Here is a 24,571-nt window from a genome sequence, read left to right as displayed (position 1 = left end):
TCCGAAGTTCCCCTTGAACGCGTCGATCTGACTGCGTTGCTGATAACCTCTCTCGAAGGAAATCGTGACGAATTCGAGGCAATTTTAATCAATTGAAAATTGCAGACTGCGACATTTCGTGTTCACCCACAGACATTATACCGCCGCAATGAAGCTGGCGGTTGTCCGAGCGAGCTAGAGACCTCGGTCCATGCCGCCGCCGTGATCGTCATGAACATCCTCGATCGTCAAGGTGCCGAAGCGTTTGTGCCAGAGGCGAGCGCTGAACGGCAAGAATATCAGATAGGCGAGAACCGTAAGAACCAGCACTTCCCATGTGAAGCTCATCAAGAGCGCGACGTACAGCACGACGATGAGGATGGCGGGCAGCACCAGATCGCGGCGAATGCGGCTTTCGGATTTGCCGGACCAGACCGGCAGACGGCTGATGAGGAAGTAAGCGATCAATACCGTGTAAGCAGCGGAGATGTAAGCGAATGTCTTGCCGGCTTCGACGCCGATGAAGCCGAGATAGACGGGCAGAAGCACCAGCATCGCGCCCATCGGCGCTGGTACGCCGACGAAGAATTCGTTCTGCCAGGGTGCTTTGACTTCACGCTCGATCATGACGTTGAACCGCGCCAGACGAAGACCCGCCGCGATGACGTAGATGAGGGCGGCAATCCAGCCCAGCGAACGCGCCTGATCCAGCAGATAGGCATAAACGACAAGGGCAGGGGCGACGCCGAAATTGACGATGTCAGCCAGCGAATCCATCTGCGCGCCAAACTTGGACGTCGCCTTCATCATGCGCGCCAGGCGGCCATCGACACCATCCAGAAACGCCGCGAGTAGAACCATGGCCACCGCCAGTTCGAACCGGCCTTCAAAGGCCAGCCGAACGCCGCTCAGACCTGCGCAAATGGCAAGAACTGTGACGAGATTGGGAATGACTAGACGGAGTGGGATTTCCCGCAAACGCGGCCCGCGTCCGCCATCCGTGTCAATCTCTGGCTTGCCGTTGATGCTTGGTTCAGACGTCGGCGTTTCCATGGTACTTGCCTCCCTGTCGTTCTATCAGCCGCGACGGCTGACGAGCGGCCCCTTGGCCGAGCCGAATTCCGCCAGAACGGTTTCACCGGCAATGGCTGTCTGGCCGATGGAGACGCGTGGCTGGAAACCTTCCGGCAGGAAGATGTCGAGGCGCGAACCGAAGCGGATGAGCCCGAAGCGTTCACCGGCATCGACCGGTTCGTTCGGCTTGACCCAGCAAACGATGCGGCGGGCGACCATGCCGGCGATCTGCACGACGCCGACCTTGCCATGTGCGGTCTCGATGACGAGGCCGTTGCGCTCATTGTCTTCCGATGCCTTGTCGACTTCGGCATTGAGGAACAGGCCGGGGCGATAGGCAACGTTGATGATGCGGCCGCGCACTGGTGCGCGGTTTACGTGGCAGTTGAAGACGTTCATGAAAACGGAGATGCGAACCATCGGTTCTTTGCCCAGTTCCAGCTCCAGCGGTGGAACGACTGTCATCACGGCAGAGACCTTGCCGTCGGCAGGGCTGATGATCAGATCGTCATCCTGCGGCGTTACGCGTTCCGGATCGCGAAAGAAGTAGGCGCACCAGAGGGTGAGAACGAGGCCGACCCAGAAAAGCGGTTCGGCTATCCAGCCAAGCACCAGCGATGCGATGAAGAAGGCGGCGACGAAAACATAACCTTCCTTATGGATCGGCACGATGGTGTTACGAATGGTGTCGAACAGGTTCATTGATCTTTCTTCTCCGAATTGGTTATCGCTGCATATATAATTGTTTGACGCCGATATACATGTTCTAACGCGATAAAACACGCATAGGTGACTACAGGCAAACCGTGTCACGGGCAATGTGTTCCGCTTGCGCGCAACGGGTTATACCGCTCAATGCGCGGGTTCTCCACGGTCTACAACACCCAGATCGTCTTTCTCACGCACTTCGCGCAGCCGTTCCTCGGCCTGAATGGCTTCGCGCTGGCGGCTCCACATGGAGGCGTAGAGCCCGCCGGAGGCAATGAGGGACACGTGGGTGCCACGCTCGGCAATCATTCCATCCTTCAAAACGATGATCTCGTCCGCGCCGATAACGGTCGACAAGCGGTGGGCGATGACGAGGGTGGTGCGGTTTTTCGACACCACATCCAGCGCGCTCTGGATTTCCTGTTCCGTATGCGTATCCAGCGCCGAGGTCGCCTCATCGAGAATGAGAATGGGCGGTGCTTTCAAAATCGTGCGGGCGATGGCAACGCGCTGTTTCTCTCCACCGGAAAGCTTCAGGCCGCGCTCACCCACCATGGTCTGGTAGCCATGCGGGAGCTTGCTGATGAAACCGCTGATTTGCGCCGCATTCGCCGCCGCAAAGACCTCAGCCTCAGTCGCATCCGGTCGTCCGTAACGGATATTGTAGGCCAGCGTATCGTTGAAAAGCACCGTATCCTGCGGAACCATGCCGATGACAGAGCGCAGGCTTTTCTGCGTCACGCCGCGAATATCCTGACCGTCAATGGTGATCGAGCCATCCTGAATATCGTAAAAGCGGTAAAGCAGACGCGATAGCGTCGACTTTCCGGCACCCGACGGCCCGACGATGGCGACCGTTTTGCCTGCGGGAACATCGAAGGAAATACCCTTGAGAATCGGACGTTCCGGGTCATAGGCAAAGCGTACATCGCGAAAACAGAGCGCACCGGTGCCGATCTGCAATTCCGTCGCATCCGGCGCATCCACCACTTCCGCCTGAACTTCCAGCAGATCGAACATCTCTTCGATATCGGTCAGTCCTTGGCGGATTTCGCGGTAGACGAAGCCGATGAAGTTGAGCGGCACGGAAAGCTGTAGCAGCAGCGCATTGATGAAAACGAAATCGCCGATGCTCTGTTCGCCGCGCTGCACCGCCATTGCCGACATGACCATCATCACAGTCGAGCCGATGCCGAAAATCACGCCCTGGCCGAAGTTGAGCCAGCCGAGTGACGTCCAAATGGCGGTGGCCGACTTCTCGTATTTCGCCATGGAGGCATCGAAACGATTGGCTTCCATCTGCTCGTTGCCGAAATATTTGACCGTTTCGAAGTTCAGCAGAGAATCGATCGCCTTGGTGTTGGCGTCGGTGTCGCTGTCGTTCATGGAGCGGCGAATACCGATGCGCCAGTTGCTGGCCCTGACCGTAAACCAGATATAGGCCCACACGGTGATGACCGTGACCGCCACATACCAGAAGCCGTAGGACAGCCAGAAGATGACGGCCGTCAGCAGAAACTCGATAAACGTCGGCGCGGTGTTGAGAATGGTGAAGCGGACGATGGTTTCGATGCCCTTCGTGCCACGTTCGATGACGCGCGAAAGGCCGCCCGTCTTGCGCTCCAGATGGAAGCGCAGCGACAGCCGGTGCATATGCACGAATGTCTTGTAGGCAAGCTGGCGAACCGCATGCTGGCCGACGCTGGCAAACAGTGCGTCGCGCAACTGGTTCAAACCGATCTGGACAAGGCGCGTCAGATTATAGGCGATGACCAGCACCACGGCGCCCAGCAGGAAAACGGGCAAGAGACCCGCCATATCCAGCTTGCCGTTCAGCGCATCCGTCGCCCATTTGAAGAAGTAGGGAACAGAGATCAGCACGAACTTGGCGAGGATGAGAAAGAAGGTTGCCCAAACCACGCGCATCTTCAGGTCCGGCCTGCCTTGCGGCCACATATAGGGCCACAGGTTGATGATGGTCTGCAGCGGGTTGCCCGCATCCGCTGAAATCGTCTTTTTCTGGTCGGTCATATCATGCTCCGGCGTCTGCCAGAGTGCAGACAGCAAAACGGCGACCCGCTGATCCGGACCGCCGTCTTGACGCTAAATAAGGGTGACATCACACGATTGCAATGCCTGGCGGCGCCGAGATCAGCGACCCATCATGCGCTTGCGGTGAAGTTCTTCCGCATTCGGCAAGGCACTCTCGGGAACACCGAAAATCTGGCCCGGCTCGATGAGGTCAGGGTTTTTGATCTGGTCCTGATTGGCGAGATAGATCGTTGTGTAACGAACGCCCTGACCATAAACGCGGCGCGAAATCTGCCACAGCGTATCGCCGCGACGAATGATCACGGCGCTATCGCTATGGGCAAGCGGTGCCTGTTCGAATGTCTTCGGACCCGTCGTTGGTGCCGGAGCCTGAGCCTGAGCGGAAGGGGCATCGGCAGAAGCAGGTGCTGGCGCATTCAGTTCTGCGAAGCGATCCGTCAATCCGGCAATCTGCTTGCCAACCGCTGCAACATTGTTCGGCAATCCGTCGATGATCGTGAACAGCGCACGCGCCTTGGCGGCAATGTCACCGGCGAAAGTCGTAAACGCCGTATCCGTGGTTGCGGCAGTACGGAACTCGGACAAGGAGCGCAGAGCAATTGCGGTCGCAGATTTTGCAGCGGCAACCTCTTCCAGAGCAGGCGTGTTACCGTCCTTGTAGAGCCCTGAAAGAATGGAGAATGCTTTGGTCACATCGATGCGCAATGCTTCGAAGGCCGAGCGATCGCTGACCACATCAGGCGTTTGTGCAGCGGTGCCATTTGCAGGGGCAGATGGCTGTGCCGGTGTCTGTTGCATGGCAACGGTTGCCTGATCTGTCTCTGGACGCGCAAACGGAACCCGCACGCGAACGGTGACGTTGCCAGCCGCATCCAGAGCTTCTGCCGTCACGATGTGATTGCCGACCGAAAGATCGACATCGCCCTCGATCACGAAACTGCCGGACGCTTCGGCCTTGCCGTTACCGATCTGCTTGTCGTCCACAAGAACCCGCACGGCTGCACCGGCAGGTGCGGAGCCCGCAACGAAGATTTTGGAACCTTCGAATTCGACAGCCAGAACACGAATGGTCGGCGTTTCAGATGGCGTGGCCGCAGGCGTCTGGCTTGGCGACGCCGTCGTTGTGCCATTTTGCGCCGGTGTGGCAGGTGCCGTTTGTGGCTGTGCAGGCGCCGCTGTCGCTGGAGGCGTGGTCTGCGCAGTGTCTGTAGCGGGCGCGCCTTCCGGTACGCTCATCAGGCGGCTTGCCTTGCCGGGTGTCGTTACCATGGCAAGAAGCTCACCGTTTTTCTGCGCAGGTACGGAAACCGTAGCGGTCTCCTGAGACTGCACCGCATTGCCATCCGTGCCGGTGGAGCGAAGAATGATTTCGTGGTCACCGGGCTTGAGCGGGTTGTCGAGGACAGCAACGAAATCACCGCTTCCTTCGACCTTCGTCTGCGCAATCACCTGACCGTTATTGACGATTTCGAGCTTGGAGCCGGGCACGGCCTTGCCAGCGATGACGGCGGAGCCATTTGGCTCGACACGAAGGACATCGAAGGTTGGCACCTTTGCCGCGTCTGCTGGGGCCGAAGCCGGGGCAGCAGCGGGAGACGCAGGCGTGGGAGCGGTCGCGGGCTTTTCCGGAACCGGTGCGCCATCATCGGTGCCAGCGAAGACGCCACCGAGACGACGGACCTGAGCGGCAGCGGCGGATGCATCTGCAGGCAGGCCACGCAGGAAGGCGATTGTTCTTTCGGCCGCAGTGCGCGCCGTCGTGATCAGCCGCGAGGTGGTCTCATCCAGAGATTCGGGAATAGCGACATTGTCGAGTTCCTTCAGCGAGTCCTCGACCCTCTTGCGGGCAGCGGCAAATTCTTCATTGGAAGGCACCTTGTTGTCCGCGAAGCGACCGGTCATATCCTTGATGGACTGGTTTGCCGATTCCGCCAGGCGACCGACCTTTTCGGCGACGTTTTCTGTGTCCTTGGCGGCATCCGACAAGAGATCGCCTGCCTTTTCGCCACCCATTTCCACACTGTTCTTTACGTCGTTGCCCGCCTGATTGATCACATCACCAATCGGCTTGTCGTCGCTGGACATGCGTGGAAGAACGAAGAAGACCATGAGCAGCGTCGCGACGCCCAGCACGATAAGCGCCAGCAGTCCGGCCCTTTTATTGTTCATTGTCTATCTCCGGGTAACGTTCTTGTCTTTACGTTGCGATAGCTAGCGTCTAAGTCGTGCTCGCACAAGCGGCACCCCCTGCAAAAGCTGTGTTTCCGGGCTGTCAGTCCCCAAATTTTCTTGACGGATCGGCTGCCCCATAGTTCCTTCGTGCCATGACTGAAGAAAATACACCGATTCGATCCATCTGCGTTTATTGCGGTTCCCAGCCCGGGCGTGATCCGGCCTACATGGAAGCGGGACGCCTTCTCGGAAAATCCATTGCCGAAAACGGCATTCGCCTCGTTTATGGCGGCGGCACGAAAGGCATAATGGGTGCCGTCGCAAGCGGCGTCCTGTCCAGCGGCGGCGAAGTCACCGGCATCATACCGGAATTTCTGGTCGATATGGAGGCCACACGCCATTCTCTCGGACAATTGAACGAATTGATCATCACTAAGGACATGCATGAGCGCAAGCATATGATGTTCGAGCGCTCCGATGCCTTCGTCACCTTGCCCGGCGGCATCGGCACATTGGAAGAGATCGTCGAGATCATGACCTGGGCGCAGCTCGGCCGCCACGCCAAGCCGATGGTGTTCGCCAATATCAACGGTTTCTGGGACCCGATGCTGGAACTGATCCGCCATATGCGCGATCAAGGCTTCATCCACCGCGCCCATCTGCTGAACCCGTTGGTGATCGACGACACACAAAACATCGTTCCCGCCATCATAGAACGCGCCCAGGCCCAGCAGAACCCGGAAGGCGATCAGTCGGTCATCTCTCAGCTGTGAGATCTGACGCTTACTTTGCGGCCTTCCCACGGATCAGGCCCGGCACGGTGTAGATCACCAGTGCCGACCAGATCATGATGAAGGCGATGAGGCGAACCGTGTCGAACGGCTCGTGAAAGACGAAAATGGCGATGATGAAGATCATCGACGGGGCGATGTACTGCATGATGCCGATGGTAGAGAGCTTCAGCAGTTTCGCGCCATTGCCATAGAAGATCAGCGGTGTTGCGGTGACGATGCCGCTGGCAATCAGCAACCACGTATCCGCCGGTGTCCCCGCCATGAAATGTGCCTGACCGGTGCTCATGAGATAGGCGATGAAGGCAATGGCCGGCGGGGTCAGCAGCAATACCTCCAGCAGAAAGCCTTGTGTCGGCCCGATTGGCAGTGTCTTGCGGAAAAAGGCGTAAAAGCCCCAGGATGCGGTCAGCGCCACGGAAACCCAAGGCAGGCTGCCAGCGTGCCATGTCAGCAAGGCGACGGCGGATGCGGATAGCGCGATTGCGACCATCTGCACACGGCTCAGCCTTTCCTTCAAAAGCACAGCGCCCAGGAAAATGCTGAACAGCGGGTTGATGAAGTAACCCAGCGCCGCATCGAGCGCGCGTCCGGTGCCGATGGCCCAGATATAAACGCCCCAATTGATGCTGATGATGGTTGCCGTCAGGCAAGCCATGGCCAGCATACGCGGCGTGGTCAGCGCCTTTTTGATTTCGGCCGTGCGCCCCAGCACAATCAGCACGGCGGCGGCAATCGGTACGGACCAGATGACGCGGTGCGCGATGACCTCGAGCGGCGAAACATGCGCCACCGCCTTCATGTAGAACGGCAGAAAGCCCCACAGGATGTAGGCAACGAAGGCATATGCAAACCCACGGGCGCTATCGCCCGATTGCGGTGCGGGAATTGTCTGGTTCATTGCCATGGGAGCCGCCAATTGAATAGGAAAGCACCGGCCTATTCCTCTTTCACGTTATATACCAATTCATTTGCGTGAAGGATCTGATGAAAAGAGCTTCATCTGCTGAAAAAATGGATACGCCGCCTGAATCGAAATATCAGGCGGCGCAGCTACGACGTTGTAAATATTGGCATTACTTGCCCGCGAACCGGTCCGTGGCGCGAATAAGCTGATCGAGAATACCGGGTTCGCTGAGCGCATGGCCTGCGGCTTCCACGATGTGCAGATCAGCCTTCGGCCACGCCTTGGAAAGCTGCCAGGCATATTTCAGCGGGCAGGGCATGTCATAGCGCCCATGGACGATGACGCCGGGGATGTCCTTGAGTTTATAAGCATCGCGCAGCAACTGGCCCTCTTCGAACCAGCCCGCATTTACGAAATAATGGGTTTCGATGCGTGCAAAGGCGATGGCATATTGCTCTTCGCCAAAATCATCGACACGGCTTTGATCGGTCACGAGGGCGATCGTCGCACCTTCCCACTGGCTCCAGGCTTTGGCGCATTCCAGCTTTTTCGTCTCGTCGGTGCCGGTCAGATAACGGTTATAGGCCACCATCGTCTCGTGGCGCTCGGCTTGCGGAATGGGCGCGATGAAGGTTTCCCAGCGGTCCGGGTACATTTCGGAAACGCCGAACTGGTAGTACCAGTCAAGCTCCGGCTTGGTCAGCGTGTAGATGCCGCGCAGAACGAGTTCACTGACACGCTGCGGGTGGGTTTGCGCATAGGCCAGCGCCAGCGTCGAGCCCCATGAACCGCCAAACACCTGCCATGTCTGAAAGCTGAATTTTTCCCGCAGCTTCTCCATATCCGCCACCAGATGCCATGTGGTATTGGCTTCCAGAGACGCATGCGGTGTGGAGCGCCCACAGCCGCGCTGGTCGAACAGGATCACGTCGTAAAGCGCAGGATCGAACACGCGACGGTGGGTCGGCGTAACACCGCCGCCGGGGCCGCCATGTAGAAAAACGGCAGGCTTGCCGCCCTTGGTGCCGACGCGCTCCCAGTAGATCACATGGCCATCACCCACATCCAGCATGCCGGTTTCGAAGGGCTCGATCTCTGGATAAAAGCTGCACAAGGTGTCACTCATTCTGTCGTCCTCAATTCACACTGTCTTCAGGCGGCCAAACCTCGGTATCATGGTCCGGGTGCTGGTAAGACACCATCATGCTTTCATCCAGACTTTGCTGTGCATGTGGCTTGTCGAACAGCGTCTTGATCCACGGCATCTGCATATGCACGTTGACCTGCACCTGTGGCTCGATCTCCTGCGGATGATCGAAAGCGCCGATGGCGATCTCCACGCCGCCGGGGTGATGATAGGTCAGCGGCGTGCCGCATTTGTTGCAAAAACCGCGATGGATTTTCGCAGATGAGCGGAATAGGCTGGGCTGCCCGCGCGTCCATGTCAGATGCGCCTGATCGGCTGTCACGAGCGCGCCGAAGAAATTGCCGAACTGTTTCTGGCACATGCGGCAATGGCAAATCGAAGGGCGGCCAATCTTGCCCGCATGAAACCGCACCGCGCCGCACTGGCAACCGCCGGAATAACCCGCATCACTCATGTGTTCTTCTCCTGTGGCCATGCCTGCGTGTCGTGATCTGGATGCTGATAGGATGTCAGATCAGCCAGATAGTCCACCGACGTCAAGTCATCTTCCGTCGGCACGGCTGGCAGGGTGTGGAGGCTATCCACAAACCCGATCTTCCGCTCGACACCCCACTGCATCGACGGCGGAAAAGCCGAGGGCTCATCGAACGCCCCAGCCGCAACCGCCACACCATCCGGTGCCTCATAGGTCAGCGGCGTGCCGCAATCGCCACAAAACCCACGGCTCACCACACTGGAAGACCGAAACCGCTTCGGCTCTCCCCGCGTCCATGTGAAGTCTGTGCCACGCACGGAAACCAGCGGGGCATAGTAAGCGCCGAACGCCTTCTGGCACATGCGGCAATGGCAGATGGAACTGTCTTTCAGGTCGCCCTCGACGCGAAAACGGATGGCACCGCATTGGCATCCGCCGGTGTGAGTTGTCATGGTCGGTCCTCCCCGATCGTTCTGATGATGTGGAGACAGACATTGTCGATGTCGCTCAGGATGTCGTGGTTCCAGAAACGGATGACGGTCCAGCCATCGTTTTGAAGTCGGGCGGTTCTTTCATCATCGTACATAATGGCCGCATCCTGCGTATGTTGGGAGCCATCTATTTCGATAATGAGGCGATGATCTGAGCAGGCGAAATCAACGATATATCCTGCAACTGGCATTTGCCGCCGGAAACTCATCCCTTCCAAACGGTGCGCCCGAATAGCATTCCAAAGTTTAAGCTCAGCGTCGGTCATCGCTTTTCGCATTTGCCGCGCGTATGCGCGATGCTGCGGTTTCACGTCTGCATGGGGCATGGTTGGCTCGCGGCTTTGGTTTCAGCCGAAGATTGGTTCAATGAGCAAAAAATCGCAAGCCGATTATAGCAATGGTTGCGTCAGCTTCATTGTAGGCTTGAGGGTGTGGCTCGCCCCCCTCTGTCCTGCCGGACATCTCCCCCACAAGGAGGGAGATCGGCTGGGCGCTCTGACACCATTTCACTCTCGACGCGAGAGGTGGCCGAAAGGTCGCCGCGAGTCGATCTCCCCACCTGTGGGGGAGATGCCCGGCAGGGCAGAGGGGGGTAAGCGGCAACCTCAGACCCCTCGTCGGAACTACCTACCGCTTGATCTCCCAAGTCGTCACCCGCTCACCGTTGTCCTTGCCATCCTTTAACTGAATGCCCTTTGCCGAAAGCTCGTCCCTAATCCGATCCGCCTCCGCGAAATTCTTTGCCTTCAGCATCTCCAACCGCATCGCGACAAGCGAGTCGATGGCGTCGGCAATGGCCCCATCCACCTCTGCCTTTTTCGGCAAAACACCTAGCAATGCTGCACTGGCAGCGAAGGCCGTCAGCTTTTCCGGGTCGGCATTGGCGGCTTGGGCAAGCGCATGCAGAGCCTGCACCGCAGCCACCGTATTGAGGTCGTCCGCCAGCGCATCCAGCACGGCCTGATCCGGCTCGGCATCACCAACATCGGCGGCAGGCCACTTGGCCAGCAGGCGTTCGGCTTCCTCCAACCGCTTCACCGAAAAATCGATCGGCTCGCGGTAATGCGTCATCAGCATCGCTAGACGCAGAACTTCGCCCGGCCATTGGCGGCCGCCGAATTTTTCCGTGTGCAGCAGTTCGTAAATGGTGATGAAGTTGCCGTCGGATTTCGACATCTTGCGGCCTTCGACCTGCACGAAGCCGTTGTGCATCCAGACATTGGCCATAACATGCGTGCCGTGGGCGCAACGGGACTGGGCGATCTCGTTTTCGTGGTGGGGGAAGATCAGGTCCAGCCCGCCGCCGTGAATATCGAAGACCTCGCCGACATAACGCCCCGCCATAGCCGAGCATTCGATATGCCAGCCCGGACGACCGCGACCCCACGGGCTCTCCCAGCCGGGTTCATTGTGGCTGGACAACTTCCACAACACGAAATCACCGGGGCTTTTCTTGTGAACTTCCACGGCGACACGCGCGCCAGCCTGTTGCTCATCCAGCGGACGCTTGGAAAGCTGGCCGTAATCGCTCATGGATTTCGTATCGAACAGCACTTCACCGCTGGCGACATAGGCATGGCCGCGTGCGATCAGCTTCTCGATGATCTCGATCATCTGCGGAATGTTGTCGGTGGCCCGCGGCTCGACGGTAGGCTCAAGGCAACCGAGCATGGCGACGTCGTCATGGAACTGCTGCGCCGTCTTTTCCGTCACCGCGTGGATGGCGTCGTTCAGCGGCAGGTTCGGGTAGTCACGCAGCGCCCGGGCGTTGATCTTGTCATCGACATCGGTGATGTTGCGGGCATAGGTAACATGCGCATCGCCATAGGCATGGCGCAGCAGACGATAGAGAACGTCGAACACGATGACAGGCCGCGCATTGCCGATATGGGCAAAGTCATACACCGTCGGGCCGCAGACATAGATGCGGACATTATCGGTATCGATCGGCTGGAACTCAGCCTTTTCGCGGGTCAGTGTGTTGTGGAGTTTCAGGCGCAAGGACATGGCTCTTCCTCAAGGGCAATCAGTTTCCCCAGCCGGAACGTTTGTCTGCTTTTGACCTTTCGGGAGACGAAAACGATCTGGCGGGGTGTGAGACCAGCAAAATTTAACTCAGCAACAGCAGCAGATCATCGTTTTCATTGCTTGCCTTATGAAACGGCAAGCGGATTTGGTCAAGAGCGATTGGTGCTTGGCGTCGCACCAATCGGCAGCTTCACTCCGGCGCGCGGTAGCTCACGAATTTACGGTCCCTGACAACGTAAATCTTGCCGGTTTCAGTCACCTCTGGTGATGCCAGCGGCAGGAGAACAGCAGCGATCTCCGATGGGTGGGGCAGGGTATCCGGGTCTTCACCAGGCATGGCCTGCGCGCGCATGGCGGTGCGAGTGGCACCCGGATTGATGCTGTTGACGCGCAACGCGGTCGTTTCCGTCTCCGCCGCCCAGGTACGGGCCAGCGCTTCGACGGCTGCCTTGGAGGTGGAGTAGGCACCCCAGAACGGGCGACAGGAATGAGGTGCGCCGGATGACAGGATGAGGGCGCGGCCAGCATCGGACTTCAGCAGCAGCGGTTCCACAGAACGGATCAACCGCCAAGTGGCGGTGACGTTGATGGTCATCACCTTTTCGAACACTTTCGCCTCGATGTGGCCGACAGGGGAGATGACGCCGAGAACACCAGCATTGGCGACGAGAATATCCAGCTTACCCCAGCGCGCGTTGATGGAAGCGCCCAGCGCATCGATGGCATTCATGTCTGCCAGATCGAAAGGCACCAGCGTCGCCGTGCCGCCGGCAGCCTTGATCGCATCATCCAGGTCTTCAAGGCCACCCACCGTGCGGGCGCAGGCAATGACATGCGCGCCTGCTTTTGCCAGTTCCAGCGCCGTGAAATAGCCAATGCCACGGGAAGCGCCGGTGACGAGCGCGATGCGGCCTTTAAGGTCTGTCGTCATGCTTTTAAAATCCCCCGCCGGACCTTGTGATCCGGCCTCTTCTCCAAACGGTTGCCGATGTTTCCTCATCCCTGTGCTTGTCACAGGGATCCAGTGCGTTCAAGTCCCTGCGCGCTAAAGGCCCTTTCACGGCGCAGACGCGCCGTGGCTGGATTCCTGTGACAGCAACAGGAATGAGGGAAGTAAACCGTCAGCCGTTGCTGGCCAGCATGGAAATCTTGTTGCCCATGGACTCGCCATTCTTGTCGAGCAGGCGGGTCGGGTATTCACCGGTGAAATAGTGGTCGGTGAATTGCGGGCGCGCATTGTTGCGGTCTACACCGCCAACCGCCTGGTAAAGCCCGTTGATGGAGAGGAACGCCAGCGAATCGACGCCGATGAATTTCGCCATGTCCTCGACATCCGCATACTGGTTGGCCAGCAGCTTGTCGGCGTCAGGCGTGTCGATGCCGTAGAAATCCGGGTGGAAGATCATCGGGCTGGCAACGCGGATGTGGACTTCCTTGGCACCGGCCTCGCGGATCATCTGCACGATCTTGACCGATGTCGTGCCGCGCACGATGGAATCATCCACCAGAACGACGCGCTTGCCCTCGATCATGGCGCGGTTGGCGGAGTGCTTCAGTTTCACGCCCAGCGCACGGATCGACTGAGTCGGCTCGATGAAGGTACGACCGACATAGTGGTTGCGGATGATGCCGTATTCGAACGGAATGCCGCTTTCCTGCGCAAAACCGAGTGCGGCAGGCGTTCCACCATCTGGCACCGGCACCACGACGTCTGCCTCGAGTGGCGCTTCCTTGGCGAGAATGCTGCCCATGTTCTTGCGGGCCGTATAAACGTTGCGGCCGCCGACAACAGAGTCGGGACGGGCGAAATAGACATATTCGAACAGGCAAAGGCGCTCTGGCTGCGGCTTGACCGGCTTGCGCGCGTCGATGGTGACAGAACCGTCCGGCTGTATTTCGCAGATGATGACTTCGCCATTTTCCACATCGCGAACGAACTTTGCACCGATGATATCGAGCGCACAGGTTTCCGAGCAGAAGATCGGCTTGCCATCCAGATCACCCATGACCAGCGGGCGGATGCCCGTGGGGTCGCGGGCCGCAATCAGCTTGGTGCGCGTCATGGCCAGCATCGAATAACCGCCCTCCATCTGGCGGATCGCATCGATGAAGCGGTCTGCCGTGGAGGAATGACGGGAGCGGGCGATGAGGTGAAGGACCACTTCCGTATCAGAGGTAGACTGACAGATCGCACCGGTTGCTATGATCTGGCGGCGAAGCGTCAAGCCGTTGGTGAAGTTGCCGTTATGGGCAATGGCGATGCCGCCCTCTTCCAACTCGGCAAACAGTGGCTGCACGTTGCGCAAAGCCACTTCGCCTGTCGTGGAGTAGCGGGTGTGGCCGATGCAGATGGACCCGGGCAGGCGGGCAAGCGTGACAGGGTTTGTGTAATGATCGCCGACGAGGCCCATATGGCGTTCCTGATAGAAACGCTTGCCATCGAACGACACCATGCCCGCCGCTTCTTGTCCGCGATGTTGCAGGGCGTGCAGACCGAGCGCCGTCAGTGCCGCCGCATCCGGATGTCCGAGAACGCCGAAGACGCCGCACTCTTCATGCAAGGTATCGCCATCGAGAATGTCGTTGAGGGTGGAATGCGAAAGCGGCTCGTTCATCTGGCTTGCCTTTGCTGAAGTACCAAAAACAAAAACCGCGCTGGTAAGTGTTGTCTACCAGTGTGGTCTGTCTGCTGCTTGAAGTGAATGTCTAGCACAAATAGCGCGCCTTGCATGCATTGCAAGACGCGCCTGTTGTCAATTCGTCGTAGTCGGTGGGTTTGCTGCCGGAGCATCGTCCGCCGGTGTCTGTTCCGTGGTGCCTTCGGTTGGTTTGCCGAGGATACGCGCCCGGATTTGCGGTTCGATATTATCCGGCAAGGCCGCTTCCAGCTTGGCCACCAGGCCATCCAGGAACGGCTTGGATTTTGCCTGTGTCACCCATGTCGGCTGCGTTCTGACATCGACCAGCCAATTCCAGAAGGCAACGGCGACGACCAGCAGAAGAATGCCGCGTGCTGCACCGAACAGGAAGCCAAGGGTGCGATCCAGAGCGCCGATGCGGCTGTCGATGATGAAATCGGCAATGCGCGACGTTATGAACGAAATGATGATGAGCGCGACGAGGAAGATGACACCGGCAGAACCGGCAATCGCGATCTTGTCGTCATCCGTGTAGTTGCGCGCATAGGGCAACAGCATCGGATACAGATAATAAGCGGCTGCGACCGAGCCGCCCCAGCTGGCGATGGACAGGATTTCACGCGAGAACCCTCGCACCATGGCGAGAACAGCGGAGAACAGGACAACGGCGATAACGATGCCGTCGAAAATCGTAATGGGCATTTACCAACTCCGGAGGTCGCGACACTGAATGGAAGCGCCACTGTGCCAACTTTCGTTCCTCTTACACTAGCCGTTTAGCCAGCGAAAGGATCAATCTTAGTCTTCCTCAACCTGTCTGAACCGGTTGCCAGATCCCGCGATACGCGAGACGAGGTCCGGTAGGCTTTCGATCTCGGTCCAGCGCCCTTTGGCACCCTTCGGCAACTCAGCAGAAGCCGAAGGCAAAAATGCGGTGGAAAAGCCAAGTTTTTCAGCCTCTTTCAACCGTTGCCCCGTATGCGACACCGGCCTGACCGCGCCCGACAGGCTGACCTCGCCGAAATAGACGCAATCGGCGGGCAGGGCAAGACCGGCAAGCGAGGAAACCAGTGCAGAGGCAATTGCCATGTCTGCCGCTGGTTCCGAAATGCGATATCCGCCCGCGACATTGAGGTAAACGTCATGGCTGCCCAGCTTCACGCCACAATGAGCCTCCAGCACGGCAAGAATCATGGCCAACCGCGACGAATCCCAGCCGACGACGGCGCGGCGCGGTGTGCCGAGCGATGTCGGGGCGACCAGAGCCTGCACCTCCACCAGCACGGGCCGCGTGCCTTCCATGCCCGCAAAGACGGCGGCACCGGGTGATTTCTCGTTGCGCTCGCCGAGGAATAGTTCGGATGGGTTGGAGACCTCACGCAGACCCTTGTCCGACATTTCGAAAACGCCAATTTCATCAGTAGGGCCGAAGCGGTTTTTGACGGTGCGCAGGATGCGATAATGATGGCCGCGATCACCTTCGAAATACAGCACCGCATCGACCATGTGTTCCACCACGCGCGGACCGGCAATCTGCCCGTCCTTGGTGACGTGCCCTACGAGAACCATGGTGGCCCCGGTCTGCTTGGCAAAACGGATCATGGCCTGAACGCCGGTGCGCACCTGCGTCACCGTTCCGGGCGCAGAATCAGCCGTGTCGCTCCACAGTGTCTGGATGGAGTCGATGATGATCAGATCAGGCCGCTTGCCCTCGGAAATCGTGGCGAGAATGTCCTCGACATTGGTTTCGGCGGCCAGCAAAACATCGGTATCGGCAGCACCCAGACGCTGGGCGCGCAGCCGCACCTGCGCCACCGCCTCTTCGCCCGAGACATAGACGACGCGATGTCCGCGCCGAGACAATGCCGCCGCCGCTTGCATCAGCAGCGTGGATTTACCGATCCCCGGATCGCCACCGATCAGCACCGCAGACCCACGCACAAACCCGCCACCGGTTGCCCGATCCAGCTCGCTCATGCCGGTTGGAATACGCGGTGCTTCTTCGATTTCACCGGACAGCGATGTCAGCGTAACGGGCCGCCCCTTCTTGGGCGTCTTGCCCGGACCAGAGCCGATGCCACCCATTGGGTCTTCCTCGACGATGGTGTTCCACTCACCACAGCCTTCGCATTTACCCGCCCAGCGGGTGTGAACAGTGCCGCAGTTCTGGCAGATGAATTGTGTCTTGGCTTTGGCCATAAATGTCAGTTTTCTTCTTGCTTGAAGTCTATATCGGAGATGTCTTGATGGCCGTGAAGGACGCGAAGAATGACAAGCTCGGTGTCTTCGACGCGAAAGAATATCAGCCGTTCGCGGTAAGCGATGCTGTGGACGCCGGGCCCGAAGTCTTCCTTGGAGACACCCGTCAGCCCTAGTTCAGCTATGGAATGAACTTTTCTGCGAATGTCTCTCGCGAGGCGATCAGCCGCGGCCAGATTCTGATCTGCAATGAAGGCGTGATCCTGGGCAACATCAAGCCTGGCCACAGTTGTCCAAACGGGGCTGCGCGTTTTAATGACCAGTCCCCGTTTTTTGCTGCGCAGATAACGCGCGAATGTCCTTGAGGAAATCCTCTTCCGAATCATAGTGATGAACGCGCCCGGCCGCGACATCATCCAGCCCCACCTGAATAAGACGCTGAAGTTCTGCCTTCCTGCCTTCATCGCTGTTCAGCAACCGCAAGCTTGCATGCACCACCGCGTCGGCGTCCCTGTACACACCCGCTTTCACCTGCTCATCAATAAACTTGCGATCCTGCTCGCTGAGATGGATTTCGGTCATTTCGATCTCCTTTTGTTCTCGTATAGCACAGGTCTTCAGCGCTTTCCAAGAGGCAAGAAAAGCTTCACTCGTCTTCGATCAGATATTGTCGCTCGTAGCGCAATCCAAGGCCGGTCAACATTTCGTAACCGATAGTTCCCGCCGCACGCGCCACCTCATCCACCGGCACGTTGGGGCCGAAAAGTTCGATGTAATCGCCCGCACGGATGGCATTTACGGGTACGTCCGTGACGTCGAAAATGGTGAGGTCCATCGTCACGCGGCCCGCAACTGGCACTTCGTAGCCGTTGATGAAGCCGTAAGCGCCGCCATAGCACATTTCACGCAGCGGAATGCCGGAACCGGAGAGCGAGCGGTGGTAGCCATCTGCATATCCGACGGATGCAATCGCCAATCGGCTGGCACGCTTGAGAATGAAGGTGCCTCCATAGCTCACCGTCTGGCCTTCACCGGCATCACGGATCTGGATGATCCGCGCTTCGGCCTTTGCGACCGGGCGCATCGGGTTCGCCATATCGTTCACCGCTTCTGCGCCGTAAAGTGCGATACCGGGGCGGGTAAGATCGAAGTGGTAGTCTGGTCCAAGGAAAATTCCGGCAGAGGCCGAAAGGCTTGATTCGATGCCTTCGAAAGCTGCGCTAACCTGCCGGAATGATTCAAGCTGTGCCTTGTTCATCAGTGATGATGGCGTGTCGGCGCAGGCGAGGTGGGAGAGCACGAGCACGGGATCGAAACTGGCTGGACGCGTCGTGTCATCGGCCAGAAACAGCGCGTCCTCCATCGGCAGGCCCAGCCGGTTGAAACCCGTGTCGACGTGAAGCGCAAACGGGTGGTCTCCGCGCTCCGCCAACGTTCCCATCCAGAAAGAAAGCTGTTCTTCGGACGCGATGACCGGCACGAGATCATTGCCGAAGACCTGGTGCTCCTGCCCCGGCCAGATGCCGGAGAGCACGAAGATACGCGCTTCCGGCGCATGCGGGCGCAGCGTCGCACCCTCCGCAACGGTAGCGACAAAGAAGTCCCGTGCACCCGCATGATAAAGCGTCGCGCCGCAATCCTCGATCCCCATGCCATAGGCATCCGCCTTGACCACTGCCGATGCTCGCGCCTTGCCAGAACGCCGGGCCATATCACGCCAGTTATCGGCAAGCGCGCCAAGGTCCACCGTCACGCGAAGCGGTGCGGTGTCGAATGCGTCTGTCTCGGAAAAGCTGTAGTCAAACTCGTCTGTCATGATCCTGCACCGCTGAGAAAGATGCCTACGATCTATCACTTTTGTTCAAGACGGTCATGACGGAGTGGGCCAAATTTGGCCTATGCACAATGTTTCTCAGCCAGACGTCAGGCGGAATCGGATTGTGAACAGGGACCGCCAAGCCCCTGAAAAGGCACCGCCCCACGTCTTGGAAACGCGGGGCGGCATATCGAAATCAATGTTCTTCGTACTGCGTAAACGATGGATCGGCCAAGTCCGCAAAGCGGGTGAACTCGGCCTGGAAGGCCAGCTTCACCGTGCCCGTCGGTCCGTGGCGCTGCTTGGCGATGATGACATCGGCCGTGCCTTTGACCTTGTCGAACAGGGCTTCCCACTCGGCGTATTTCGGGTCCGAGATGTCGCGTGGTTCCATGTTCTTGACGTAATACTCCTCGCGGAACACGAACAGCACCACGTCGGCGTCCTGCTCGATGGAGCCGGATTCACGAAGGTCGGAGAGCTGCGGGCGCTTGTCTTCACGGCTTTCCACCTGACGAGAAAGCTGTGAGAGCGCGATGATGGGAACGTTGAGTTCCTTGCCCAGCGCCTTCAGGCCGGTGGTGATCTGGGTTATTTCCTGCACGCGGTTTTCGCCGCCTTTGCCGGAACCGGTCATCAGCTGAATATAGTCCACCACCAGGCAATCAAGGCCGCGCTGGCGCTTGAGGCGGCGGGCGCGGGCAGAGAGCTGGGCGATGGAGATACCACCGGTCTGGTCGATATAAAGCGGCACCTTCTGCATCATCTGGCTGCATGCAACCAGCTTTTCGAAATCGGCCTCGGTGATTTCACCACGGCGAATTTTCGAGGACGAAACCTCGGTCTGCTCGGAAATGATACGCGTTGCCAGCTGTTCGGACGACATTTCGAGCGAGTAGAAGCCGACGACGCCGCCATTCTTGGCCTTGTAGGACCCGTCTGGCTGCACTTCCTGCTCGTAGGATGCCGCGATGTTGTAGGCGATGTTGGTGGCAAGGGAGGTCTTGCCCATGCCCGGGCGTCCGGCAAGCACGATCAAGTCGGACCGCTGCAAACCACCCATGCGGCCATCCAGAGAGTGGATGCCGGTGGAGATGCCCGAGAGATTGCCGTCACGCTCAAAGGCCGCACCTGCCATGTCGATGGCCAGCGATACCGCGTCGTTGAACGACTGGAAACCGCCATCGTAACGACCGGTTTCCGCCAGCTCGAACAGGCGGCGTTCGGTGTCTTCGATCTGCGTCTGCGGCGGCATGTCCAGCGGTGCGTCATAGGCAATGTTGACGACGTCTTCGCCGATCTGAATCAGTGCACGACGAAGCGCAAGGTCGTAAATGGCACGGCCATAGTCCTCGGCATTGATGATCGAGACGGCGTCCGATGCCAGTCGTGCGAGATATTGCGCAACCGTCAGGTCGCCGATCTTGCCGTCTGCGGGCAGGAAGGTCTTGATCGTTACCGGGTTGGCGGTCTTGCCCATGCGGATGATATCGCCGGCGACTTCGAAAATCTTGCGGTGAAGCGGCTCGTACAAATGTACGGGCTTCAGGAAGTCGGAGACGCGGTAATAGGCGTCGTTGTTGACGAGAATGGCACCCAAAAGGGCCTGTTCCGCTTCGATGTTGTTCGGCGCTTCACGGTAGAGCGGTTCAGCAGCCGGGGCGGGGGTGATCTTTCTCACAGCGTCGTTCATGGTTTTCTGTGATCTCCCTTGAGGCTGGTTCGGAGCCTTCGTTTCTTGCAAGCCTGCCGGTTTGAAGTGAGCGGCAGCGGCAGTCAAGGACAATGCGGCAACAGTGGCGGAGAGCCGTGCCGTAACAGTGGCAGGCGGCCTCACAAATTGTGTTGTTAACAGTAATCCACAGGCTGATCCGTGAGCGTCATCACACCGAAAACGAATCGCTGTCGGTCCGCCATGAGTTTACGGCATGGCTGCTATTTCAACAAAGCCTCTTGCATATTTCCGATCGCGAAAATAAATAGGGATAAAATAGATAGTGTGCTAATTATAAGGACTAGTTACTTGTCTCGCGCGACAGAAAAAGAGCAGCTTTTCGATGAGATGGCGGCCTTCAACCGCAAGCTCAGATCCTTCTTCGACGCAAGGGTGTCCGAGCAGGGGCTGACGCTGGCCCGTGCCAGAGCCCTCTTTGCGCTATCGCGCCGTGGTCCGTTAAAGCAGAATGAGCTGGCCGAGGAACTGGAAATCGAAACGCCGACCCTCGTTCGGCTGCTGGATGCGATGGAGAAACAAAACCTCATCGAGCGGCGTTCTGACGAGATCGACCGGCGAGCAAAGCGCATTCACATGACGCCAGAAGGTCTCAACTTGTTCGAGGATGTGCATATGCAGGCCAAATCCATGCGCGCCGCCATCGCAGCCGATATTTCGACGGATGATATCAGCGCCGCATTGAACGTCGTTCGCCGTCTGTCAGCCAATCTGCAAAACCTCGCTGGCGAAAAGGTGCAGTCGTGAGCAACGCCGTATCAGACAGCCAGGATATGCCGGACAAGGTCGAAGCCGAGGTGGAAATGCCTGCCGCGCCCGTTGCGCCGCCGGAAAAAACCGTCTTCATGAAGCTGGTCTATATTGTCTCCGGCCTGTGTTTCTTCGTGACCCAGGGCATGGGCATGAACATTGTCATGGCCAATATCTACCAGCTGCAGGGCGAGTTTTCGGCAACGATTGCCGAGGTCGCCTGGCTTTCGGCAGCCTATATGGCTCCTTACGCCACCTTCTCCATCGCGCTGTTCAAGGTGCGCCAGCAATATGGGCTGCGGCCCTTTGCGGAAATCAGTATCATCTGTTTCGTGCTGGCATCCTGTCTTAATCTCTTCGTGACGGATCTGCATTCGGCCATTGTCGTGCGCTTCGTCAGCGGCATGGCGGCAGCACCGCTGTCGTCGCTGGGCTTTCTCTATATTCTCGAAGCTTTCCCCGTGCAGCGCAAGCTGACGCTGGGCCTCAGCATCGCGCTTACGGGTACGCTGCTGTCGGCCCCGCTGGCCCGCATCATCTCCCCCGAATTGCTGGATATCGATGGCTGGCAGGCGCTTTACACCATGGAGGTCGGGCTTTCGCTGGCCGTGCTGCCCATCATCTATCTGCTGCCGCTGACGCCACCACCGCGTGCCAAGGTCATCGAGCGGATGGATATATTGAGCTACCTGCTGTTTGCTGGTGGCCTGGGCTGTCTCGCCGTGTTTCTCACACTCGGCCGCTTCTATTGGTGGTTCGAAACGTGGTGGCTCGGCGTCTTGCTAGCAACCTCCATCGGCCTGCTAGCACTGATGACCGCGATTGAACTTCCTCGTAAAAATCCGATGCTGGATCTGCGCTGGATATTCTCACGCACCAATCTGCACCTGATCGCAATCTTGCTGATCTACCGCGCCGTCTCGTCAGAACAGTCCTCTACGGCGGTCAGCCTGTATCAGCAACTGGGCATCCTGAACGAGCAGACGACCGGGCTTTATGCGCTCATCATCGTGGCGACGCTGCTCGGCGGTGCCTTATGTGCTTTGTTGATGTTGACGAAATATGTGGATACCGCCCATGTCATCGCACTTGCGCTAATCGCGCTCGGGGCCTTCATGGATAGCGGCTTGACCAATCTCGTGCGGCCGGAACAGATGTATCTGAGCCAGGCAATGATCGCCTTCGGCGCGGCCATGTTCCTGCCGCCTGTTATGGCAAAGGGATTTGGCGCAGCCTTGGCGAAAGGACCGCCTTACCTCGTCAACTTCATCACCATCTTCATTTTCACGCAGATCACAGGTTCGCTGCTGACGACCGGCCTTCTCGGCTCCTTCGTGACGCTGCGGGAAAAATTCCACTCGAATATTCTTGTGGAAAGCATCCTCTTGCAGAACCCGCAGGTGGCACAACGCGTCAGCCAACTTTCTGCCGGTTACAGCCACGTTATTACCGATGCGGCGTTGTTGAAGGCGGAGGGTCTGTCGCTGCTGGGCGCGCAGGTTACGCGCGAGGCTTATATTCTGGCGTATAACGATACGTTTTTGCTGATTTCAGTCTGCGCCGCTGCTGCTCTTGTCATGCTTTTGCTTCATCTTGCATGGTTACGTCTCAAGTCTCTGCTGAAAAGCGAAGACGAGACCGTGGCCGCACCTCAATCCTGATTGTCCGAGATATAAAAATGCTGAAGAAATTATTCACGCCTCTTACTCTCATCGTTCTCCTGGGCGGCGTCGCCGGTGTGGCGCTGGTGCTTTACGCATGGCGGCTGCCACCCTTTTCCAGCTCGGTCGAAATGACCGATAACGCCTATGTGCGCGGCTATGTCACGACCATGAGCCCGCAGGTCAGCGGTTACATCGTCGATGTTCCGGTGAAAGACTACCAAGAGGTCAAGCAGGGCGACGTTCTGGCCAAGATCGATGACCGCATTTTCCGCCAGAAATTGGCGCAGGCCGAGGCGTCGCTCGATAGCCAGAAAGCCGCCTTCGACAATTCCCGCCAGCAGGAAATCGCCGCCAAGGCCAATATCGCCTCTGGCGAAGCGGCCGTCGATGGCGCACAGGCCTCCCTCAAGCAGGCCCAGCTTGCAGCCGACCGTCAGGATAGTCTTCTGCGTAGCGGTGCGGGAACCTCCAGCGTACAGGAAGAAGCGCAGGCCAATCTCGACAAGGCCCGTGCAGGTCTGTCGCAGTCGAAAGCAGCGCTCGAGGTGGCCCGGCAGGATCTCCAGACCATCATCATCAACCGTGGTTCCTTGCAGGCGGCGGTCGCCAATGCGGAAGCAGCTGTGGAACTGGCCAAGATCGATCTGCAAAACACAGAGATCCACGCGCCTAGGGATGGCAAGCTCGGCGAAGTCGGCGTTCGCATAGGCCAGTATGTGGCGGCTGGAACCCAGCTGATGGCAGTCGTGCCGCATGACGTCTGGGTCGTTGCCAACTTCAAGGAAACACAGCTCGGCGGAATGGAAGCAGGGCAGGTGGTTTCGATTTCCGTCGATGCCCTGCATCGCAGAAAGCTGACCGGCAAGGTAGAACGCTTCGCACCCGCTGCCGGCTCCGAATTCGCTGTCATCAAACCGGATAACGCCACGGGCAACTTCGTGAAAATCGCCCAGCGTCTCGGCGTGCGTATCTCCATCGATCCGGACCAGCCGCTGGCTGCGGAGCTTTCGCCCGGCATGTCTGTGGTGGTGCGGGTGGACAAGGGCGTCGCACCGGCCGGCGCTGAAACGGCTAAAAAATAAAAAAAGTTTTCTCCACGCTCATCCGACCCATGCCTACAATCTCCCCACGTCCGCAGCCGCAATGTGTCGCGAAACATTTGGCGGAGGCGGAGGTTGGTGGCTGGTTGTAGACGTGCACCAGACATTAAGAACGGTGGACCCAACCACCCCGACCCGAGGACCATTCACGGCTTCGGAAAATCGGGGCGGCGAAGTTTCACCGGAGACTGCTTATAAAACTCAGGCCGGGTCTTTTATGATCCGGCTTGAGCAAGACGACCGGGGCCACGCAAATGCGGAGCCAACGACAAACACCAAACCAAAGACATATCCGCATTTGCGTGTGTTCTTGGCGTTGAGGTTGAAGCAGGCCACGGGTGCAGGGTGCCGCGTGAAGGGCGAAGCGTGACTTGAGGTGAAGTAGTTTTGTCAGATCGATTGTCGCTGTAGCGGGTGGGGTTTACCCCCCTCTGTCCTGCCGGACATCTCCCCCACAAGGAAGGAGATCGAATCGTTGACACCTCTCGCCCGTCTCAAAGGCTGCGGAGAGAGCTAGGAGTATGCGTCTATCCAATCTCCCCACCTGAGGGGGAGATGCCCGGCAGGGCAGAGCGACTGTCTTGGCAGTCAAGCGTTTTGCCATGGTTTATTTTCCCGGAGGATGGCGTTGAGGATGGTGAGAAGCTTGCGCATGGTGGCGACAATGGCGACGATCTTGGGCTTGCCGGATGCCACGAGGCGATCGCGGAAGGCTTTGAGGAGAGGGTTGTGACGGGACGCAACCAGTGCCGCCATGAACAGCACGCCCGCACCTTCGAGCGCCCGCCACCAATAAAGCTCTTGCCTTTCCATTTGCCCGATTGCCGGGTCCATGGTGCCAGTCCCG

At 58.5% G+C, this 24,571-nt stretch carries 22 protein-coding genes and 1 pseudogene; 4 read left to right on the top strand and 19 right to left on the bottom strand.

The window, feature by feature from the left end; all coding sequences use genetic code 11:
- Positions 1-174 precede the first annotated feature (174 nt).
- The 4 genes from DSM25558_RS23895 to DSM25558_RS23880 all read right to left on the bottom strand — a co-directional run bounded on the left by DSM25558_RS23895 (position 175) and on the right by DSM25558_RS23880 (position 5,982).
- Positions 175-1,032 (bottom strand): CDP-alcohol phosphatidyltransferase family protein, encoded by an 858-nt coding sequence (locus DSM25558_RS23895; protein WP_077107157.1) that lies wholly within the window; start codon positions 1,030-1,032, stop codon positions 175-177.
- Positions 1,033-1,056: 24 nt separating this feature from the next.
- Positions 1,057-1,755: a phosphatidylserine decarboxylase gene (locus DSM25558_RS23890; RefSeq protein WP_077107156.1), complete on the bottom strand. Its 699-nt coding sequence runs from the start codon at positions 1,753-1,755 to the stop codon at positions 1,057-1,059.
- A 150-nt stretch (positions 1,756-1,905) separates the two neighbouring features.
- The gene (locus DSM25558_RS23885) at positions 1,906-3,792 is read right to left on the bottom strand and encodes an ABCB family ABC transporter ATP-binding protein/permease (protein ID WP_077107155.1); all 1,887 of its coding nucleotides are present in this window, start codon (positions 3,790-3,792) and stop codon (positions 1,906-1,908) included.
- Between the two features lie 120 nt (positions 3,793-3,912).
- Positions 3,913-5,982 (bottom strand): LysM peptidoglycan-binding domain-containing protein, encoded by a 2,070-nt coding sequence (locus DSM25558_RS23880; protein ID WP_077107154.1) that lies wholly within the window; start codon positions 5,980-5,982, stop codon positions 3,913-3,915.
- 155 nt (positions 5,983-6,137) lie between these two features.
- Between DSM25558_RS23880 and DSM25558_RS23875 the strand changes: the two genes are divergently transcribed.
- Entirely contained in the window at positions 6,138-6,758 is a 621-nt protein-coding gene (locus tag DSM25558_RS23875; protein ID WP_077107153.1) for an LOG family protein, read from the top strand.
- Between the two features lie 10 nt (positions 6,759-6,768).
- Here the strand turns inward: DSM25558_RS23875 and rarD are convergent, their stop codons facing one another.
- From rarD to DSM25558_RS23800, 14 genes are all read right to left on the bottom strand, one after another.
- The gene (rarD, locus tag DSM25558_RS23870; RefSeq protein ID WP_077107152.1) at positions 6,769-7,683 is read right to left on the bottom strand and encodes an EamA family transporter RarD; all 915 of its coding nucleotides are present in this window, start codon (positions 7,681-7,683) and stop codon (positions 6,769-6,771) included.
- A 169-nt stretch (positions 7,684-7,852) separates the two neighbouring features.
- Positions 7,853-8,809 (bottom strand): prolyl aminopeptidase, encoded by a 957-nt coding sequence (pip, locus tag DSM25558_RS23865; RefSeq protein ID WP_077107151.1) that lies wholly within the window; start codon positions 8,807-8,809, stop codon positions 7,853-7,855.
- A gap of 10 nt (positions 8,810-8,819) precedes the next feature.
- Positions 8,820-9,284 (bottom strand): GFA family protein, encoded by a 465-nt coding sequence (locus DSM25558_RS23860; protein ID WP_077107150.1) that lies wholly within the window; start codon positions 9,282-9,284, stop codon positions 8,820-8,822.
- The gene (locus tag DSM25558_RS23855) at positions 9,281-9,757 is read right to left on the bottom strand and encodes a GFA family protein (RefSeq protein WP_077107149.1); all 477 of its coding nucleotides are present in this window, start codon (positions 9,755-9,757) and stop codon (positions 9,281-9,283) included. The genes DSM25558_RS23860 and DSM25558_RS23855 overlap by 4 nt, the downstream gene beginning before the upstream one ends.
- Positions 9,754-10,122, bottom strand: a complete 369-nt coding sequence (locus DSM25558_RS23850; RefSeq protein ID WP_077107148.1) for an endonuclease domain-containing protein — start codon at positions 10,120-10,122, stop codon at positions 9,754-9,756. The genes DSM25558_RS23855 and DSM25558_RS23850 overlap by 4 nt, the downstream gene beginning before the upstream one ends.
- Before the next feature lie 301 nt (positions 10,123-10,423).
- Positions 10,424-11,803: a cysteine--tRNA ligase gene (gene cysS, locus DSM25558_RS23840; protein ID WP_077107146.1), complete on the bottom strand. Its 1,380-nt coding sequence runs from the start codon at positions 11,801-11,803 to the stop codon at positions 10,424-10,426.
- 211 nt (positions 11,804-12,014) lie between these two features.
- Positions 12,015-12,755 (bottom strand): SDR family NAD(P)-dependent oxidoreductase, encoded by a 741-nt coding sequence (locus DSM25558_RS23835; protein WP_077107145.1) that lies wholly within the window; start codon positions 12,753-12,755, stop codon positions 12,015-12,017.
- Positions 12,756-12,945: 190 nt separating this feature from the next.
- Positions 12,946-14,439 (bottom strand): amidophosphoribosyltransferase, encoded by a 1,494-nt coding sequence (gene purF / locus DSM25558_RS23830; protein ID WP_077107144.1) that lies wholly within the window; start codon positions 14,437-14,439, stop codon positions 12,946-12,948.
- 138 nt (positions 14,440-14,577) lie between these two features.
- A complete protein-coding gene (locus tag DSM25558_RS23825; RefSeq protein WP_077107143.1) occupies positions 14,578-15,165 on the bottom strand; it encodes a CvpA family protein in 588 nt (195 codons plus the stop codon).
- A gap of 96 nt (positions 15,166-15,261) precedes the next feature.
- Positions 15,262-16,662: a DNA repair protein RadA gene (radA, locus tag DSM25558_RS23820; RefSeq protein WP_077107142.1), complete on the bottom strand. Its 1,401-nt coding sequence runs from the start codon at positions 16,660-16,662 to the stop codon at positions 15,262-15,264.
- Positions 16,663-16,667: 5 nt separating this feature from the next.
- A complete protein-coding gene (locus DSM25558_RS23815; RefSeq protein WP_077107141.1) occupies positions 16,668-16,949 on the bottom strand; it encodes a type II toxin-antitoxin system RelE/ParE family toxin in 282 nt (93 codons plus the stop codon).
- A 25-nt stretch (positions 16,950-16,974) separates the two neighbouring features.
- Positions 16,975-17,244, bottom strand: a complete 270-nt coding sequence (locus DSM25558_RS23810; protein WP_077107140.1) for a type II toxin-antitoxin system ParD family antitoxin — start codon at positions 17,242-17,244, stop codon at positions 16,975-16,977.
- 64 nt (positions 17,245-17,308) lie between these two features.
- Positions 17,309-18,478 carry an alanine racemase gene (gene alr, locus DSM25558_RS23805; protein WP_077107139.1) on the bottom strand — a complete coding sequence of 390 codons (1,170 nt, stop codon included), beginning with the start codon at positions 18,476-18,478 and terminating at the stop codon, positions 17,309-17,311.
- A gap of 196 nt (positions 18,479-18,674) precedes the next feature.
- A complete protein-coding gene (locus DSM25558_RS23800; RefSeq protein WP_067643954.1) occupies positions 18,675-20,171 on the bottom strand; it encodes a replicative DNA helicase in 1,497 nt (498 codons plus the stop codon).
- A 330-nt stretch (positions 20,172-20,501) separates the two neighbouring features.
- Between DSM25558_RS23800 and DSM25558_RS23795 the strand changes: the two genes are divergently transcribed.
- From DSM25558_RS23795 to DSM25558_RS23785, 3 genes are read left to right on the top strand one after another with little or no spacing between them, the layout of a single operon-like run.
- Positions 20,502-20,957 carry a MarR family winged helix-turn-helix transcriptional regulator gene (locus tag DSM25558_RS23795; protein ID WP_077107138.1) on the top strand — a complete coding sequence of 152 codons (456 nt, stop codon included), beginning with the start codon at positions 20,502-20,504 and terminating at the stop codon, positions 20,955-20,957.
- A 26-nt stretch (positions 20,958-20,983) separates the two neighbouring features.
- Positions 20,984-22,621 carry an MFS transporter gene (locus DSM25558_RS23790; protein ID WP_077107177.1) on the top strand — a complete coding sequence of 546 codons (1,638 nt, stop codon included), beginning with the start codon at positions 20,984-20,986 and terminating at the stop codon, positions 22,619-22,621.
- 17 nt (positions 22,622-22,638) lie between these two features.
- The gene (locus DSM25558_RS23785) at positions 22,639-23,706 is read left to right on the top strand and encodes an HlyD family secretion protein (RefSeq protein WP_077107137.1); all 1,068 of its coding nucleotides are present in this window, start codon (positions 22,639-22,641) and stop codon (positions 23,704-23,706) included.
- A 606-nt stretch (positions 23,707-24,312) separates the two neighbouring features.
- On the opposite strand, the pseudogene DSM25558_RS23780 reads toward DSM25558_RS23785, so the two are convergent.
- A pseudogene (locus tag DSM25558_RS23780) lies at positions 24,313-24,571 on the bottom strand (transposase); the annotation flags it as partial.

The organism is Agrobacterium sp. DSM 25558 (genome assembly GCF_900100825.1).
Classification (GTDB): Bacteria; Pseudomonadota; Alphaproteobacteria; order Rhizobiales; family Rhizobiaceae; genus Agrobacterium.
The sequence above is the reverse complement of the archived record's forward strand: the minus strand, read 5'-3'. Positions and strand labels throughout refer to the sequence as shown.

What these genes read in the sequence shown, in the direction of transcription:
- DSM25558_RS23895 (WP_077107157.1), bottom strand. Translation starts at nt 1,032, where the DNA reads ATGGAAACGCCGACGTCTGAACCAAGCATCAACGGCAAGCCAGAGATT.
- DSM25558_RS23890 (WP_077107156.1), bottom strand. Translation starts at nt 1,755, where the DNA reads ATGAACCTGTTCGACACCATTCGTAACACCATCGTGCCGATCCATAAG.
- DSM25558_RS23885 (WP_077107155.1), bottom strand. Translation starts at nt 3,792, where the DNA reads ATGACCGACCAGAAAAAGACGATTTCAGCGGATGCGGGCAACCCGCTG.
- DSM25558_RS23880 (WP_077107154.1), bottom strand. Translation starts at nt 5,982, where the DNA reads ATGAACAATAAAAGGGCCGGACTGCTGGCGCTTATCGTGCTGGGCGTC.
- DSM25558_RS23875 (WP_077107153.1), top strand. Translation starts at nt 6,138, where the DNA reads ATGACTGAAGAAAATACACCGATTCGATCCATCTGCGTTTATTGCGGT.
- rarD (WP_077107152.1), bottom strand. Translation starts at nt 7,683, where the DNA reads ATGGCAATGAACCAGACAATTCCCGCACCGCAATCGGGCGATAGCGCC.
- pip (WP_077107151.1), bottom strand. Translation starts at nt 8,809, where the DNA reads ATGAGTGACACCTTGTGCAGCTTTTATCCAGAGATCGAGCCCTTCGAA.
- DSM25558_RS23860 (WP_077107150.1), bottom strand. Translation starts at nt 9,284, where the DNA reads ATGAGTGATGCGGGTTATTCCGGCGGTTGCCAGTGCGGCGCGGTGCGG.
- DSM25558_RS23855 (WP_077107149.1), bottom strand. Translation starts at nt 9,757, where the DNA reads ATGACAACTCACACCGGCGGATGCCAATGCGGTGCCATCCGTTTTCGC.
- DSM25558_RS23850 (WP_077107148.1), bottom strand. Translation starts at nt 10,122, where the DNA reads ATGCCCCATGCAGACGTGAAACCGCAGCATCGCGCATACGCGCGGCAA.
- cysS (WP_077107146.1), bottom strand. Translation starts at nt 11,803, where the DNA reads ATGTCCTTGCGCCTGAAACTCCACAACACACTGACCCGCGAAAAGGCT.
- DSM25558_RS23835 (WP_077107145.1), bottom strand. Translation starts at nt 12,755, where the DNA reads ATGACGACAGACCTTAAAGGCCGCATCGCGCTCGTCACCGGCGCTTCC.
- purF (WP_077107144.1), bottom strand. Translation starts at nt 14,439, where the DNA reads ATGAACGAGCCGCTTTCGCATTCCACCCTCAACGACATTCTCGATGGC.
- DSM25558_RS23825 (WP_077107143.1), bottom strand. Translation starts at nt 15,165, where the DNA reads ATGCCCATTACGATTTTCGACGGCATCGTTATCGCCGTTGTCCTGTTC.
- radA (WP_077107142.1), bottom strand. Translation starts at nt 16,662, where the DNA reads ATGGCCAAAGCCAAGACACAATTCATCTGCCAGAACTGCGGCACTGTT.
- DSM25558_RS23810 (WP_077107140.1), bottom strand. Translation starts at nt 17,244, where the DNA reads ATGACCGAAATCCATCTCAGCGAGCAGGATCGCAAGTTTATTGATGAG.
- alr (WP_077107139.1), bottom strand. Translation starts at nt 18,478, where the DNA reads ATGACAGACGAGTTTGACTACAGCTTTTCCGAGACAGACGCATTCGAC.
- DSM25558_RS23800 (WP_067643954.1), bottom strand. Translation starts at nt 20,171, where the DNA reads ATGAACGACGCTGTGAGAAAGATCACCCCCGCCCCGGCTGCTGAACCG.
- DSM25558_RS23790 (WP_077107177.1), top strand. Translation starts at nt 20,984, where the DNA reads ATGCCGGACAAGGTCGAAGCCGAGGTGGAAATGCCTGCCGCGCCCGTT.
- DSM25558_RS23785 (WP_077107137.1), top strand. Translation starts at nt 22,639, where the DNA reads ATGCTGAAGAAATTATTCACGCCTCTTACTCTCATCGTTCTCCTGGGC.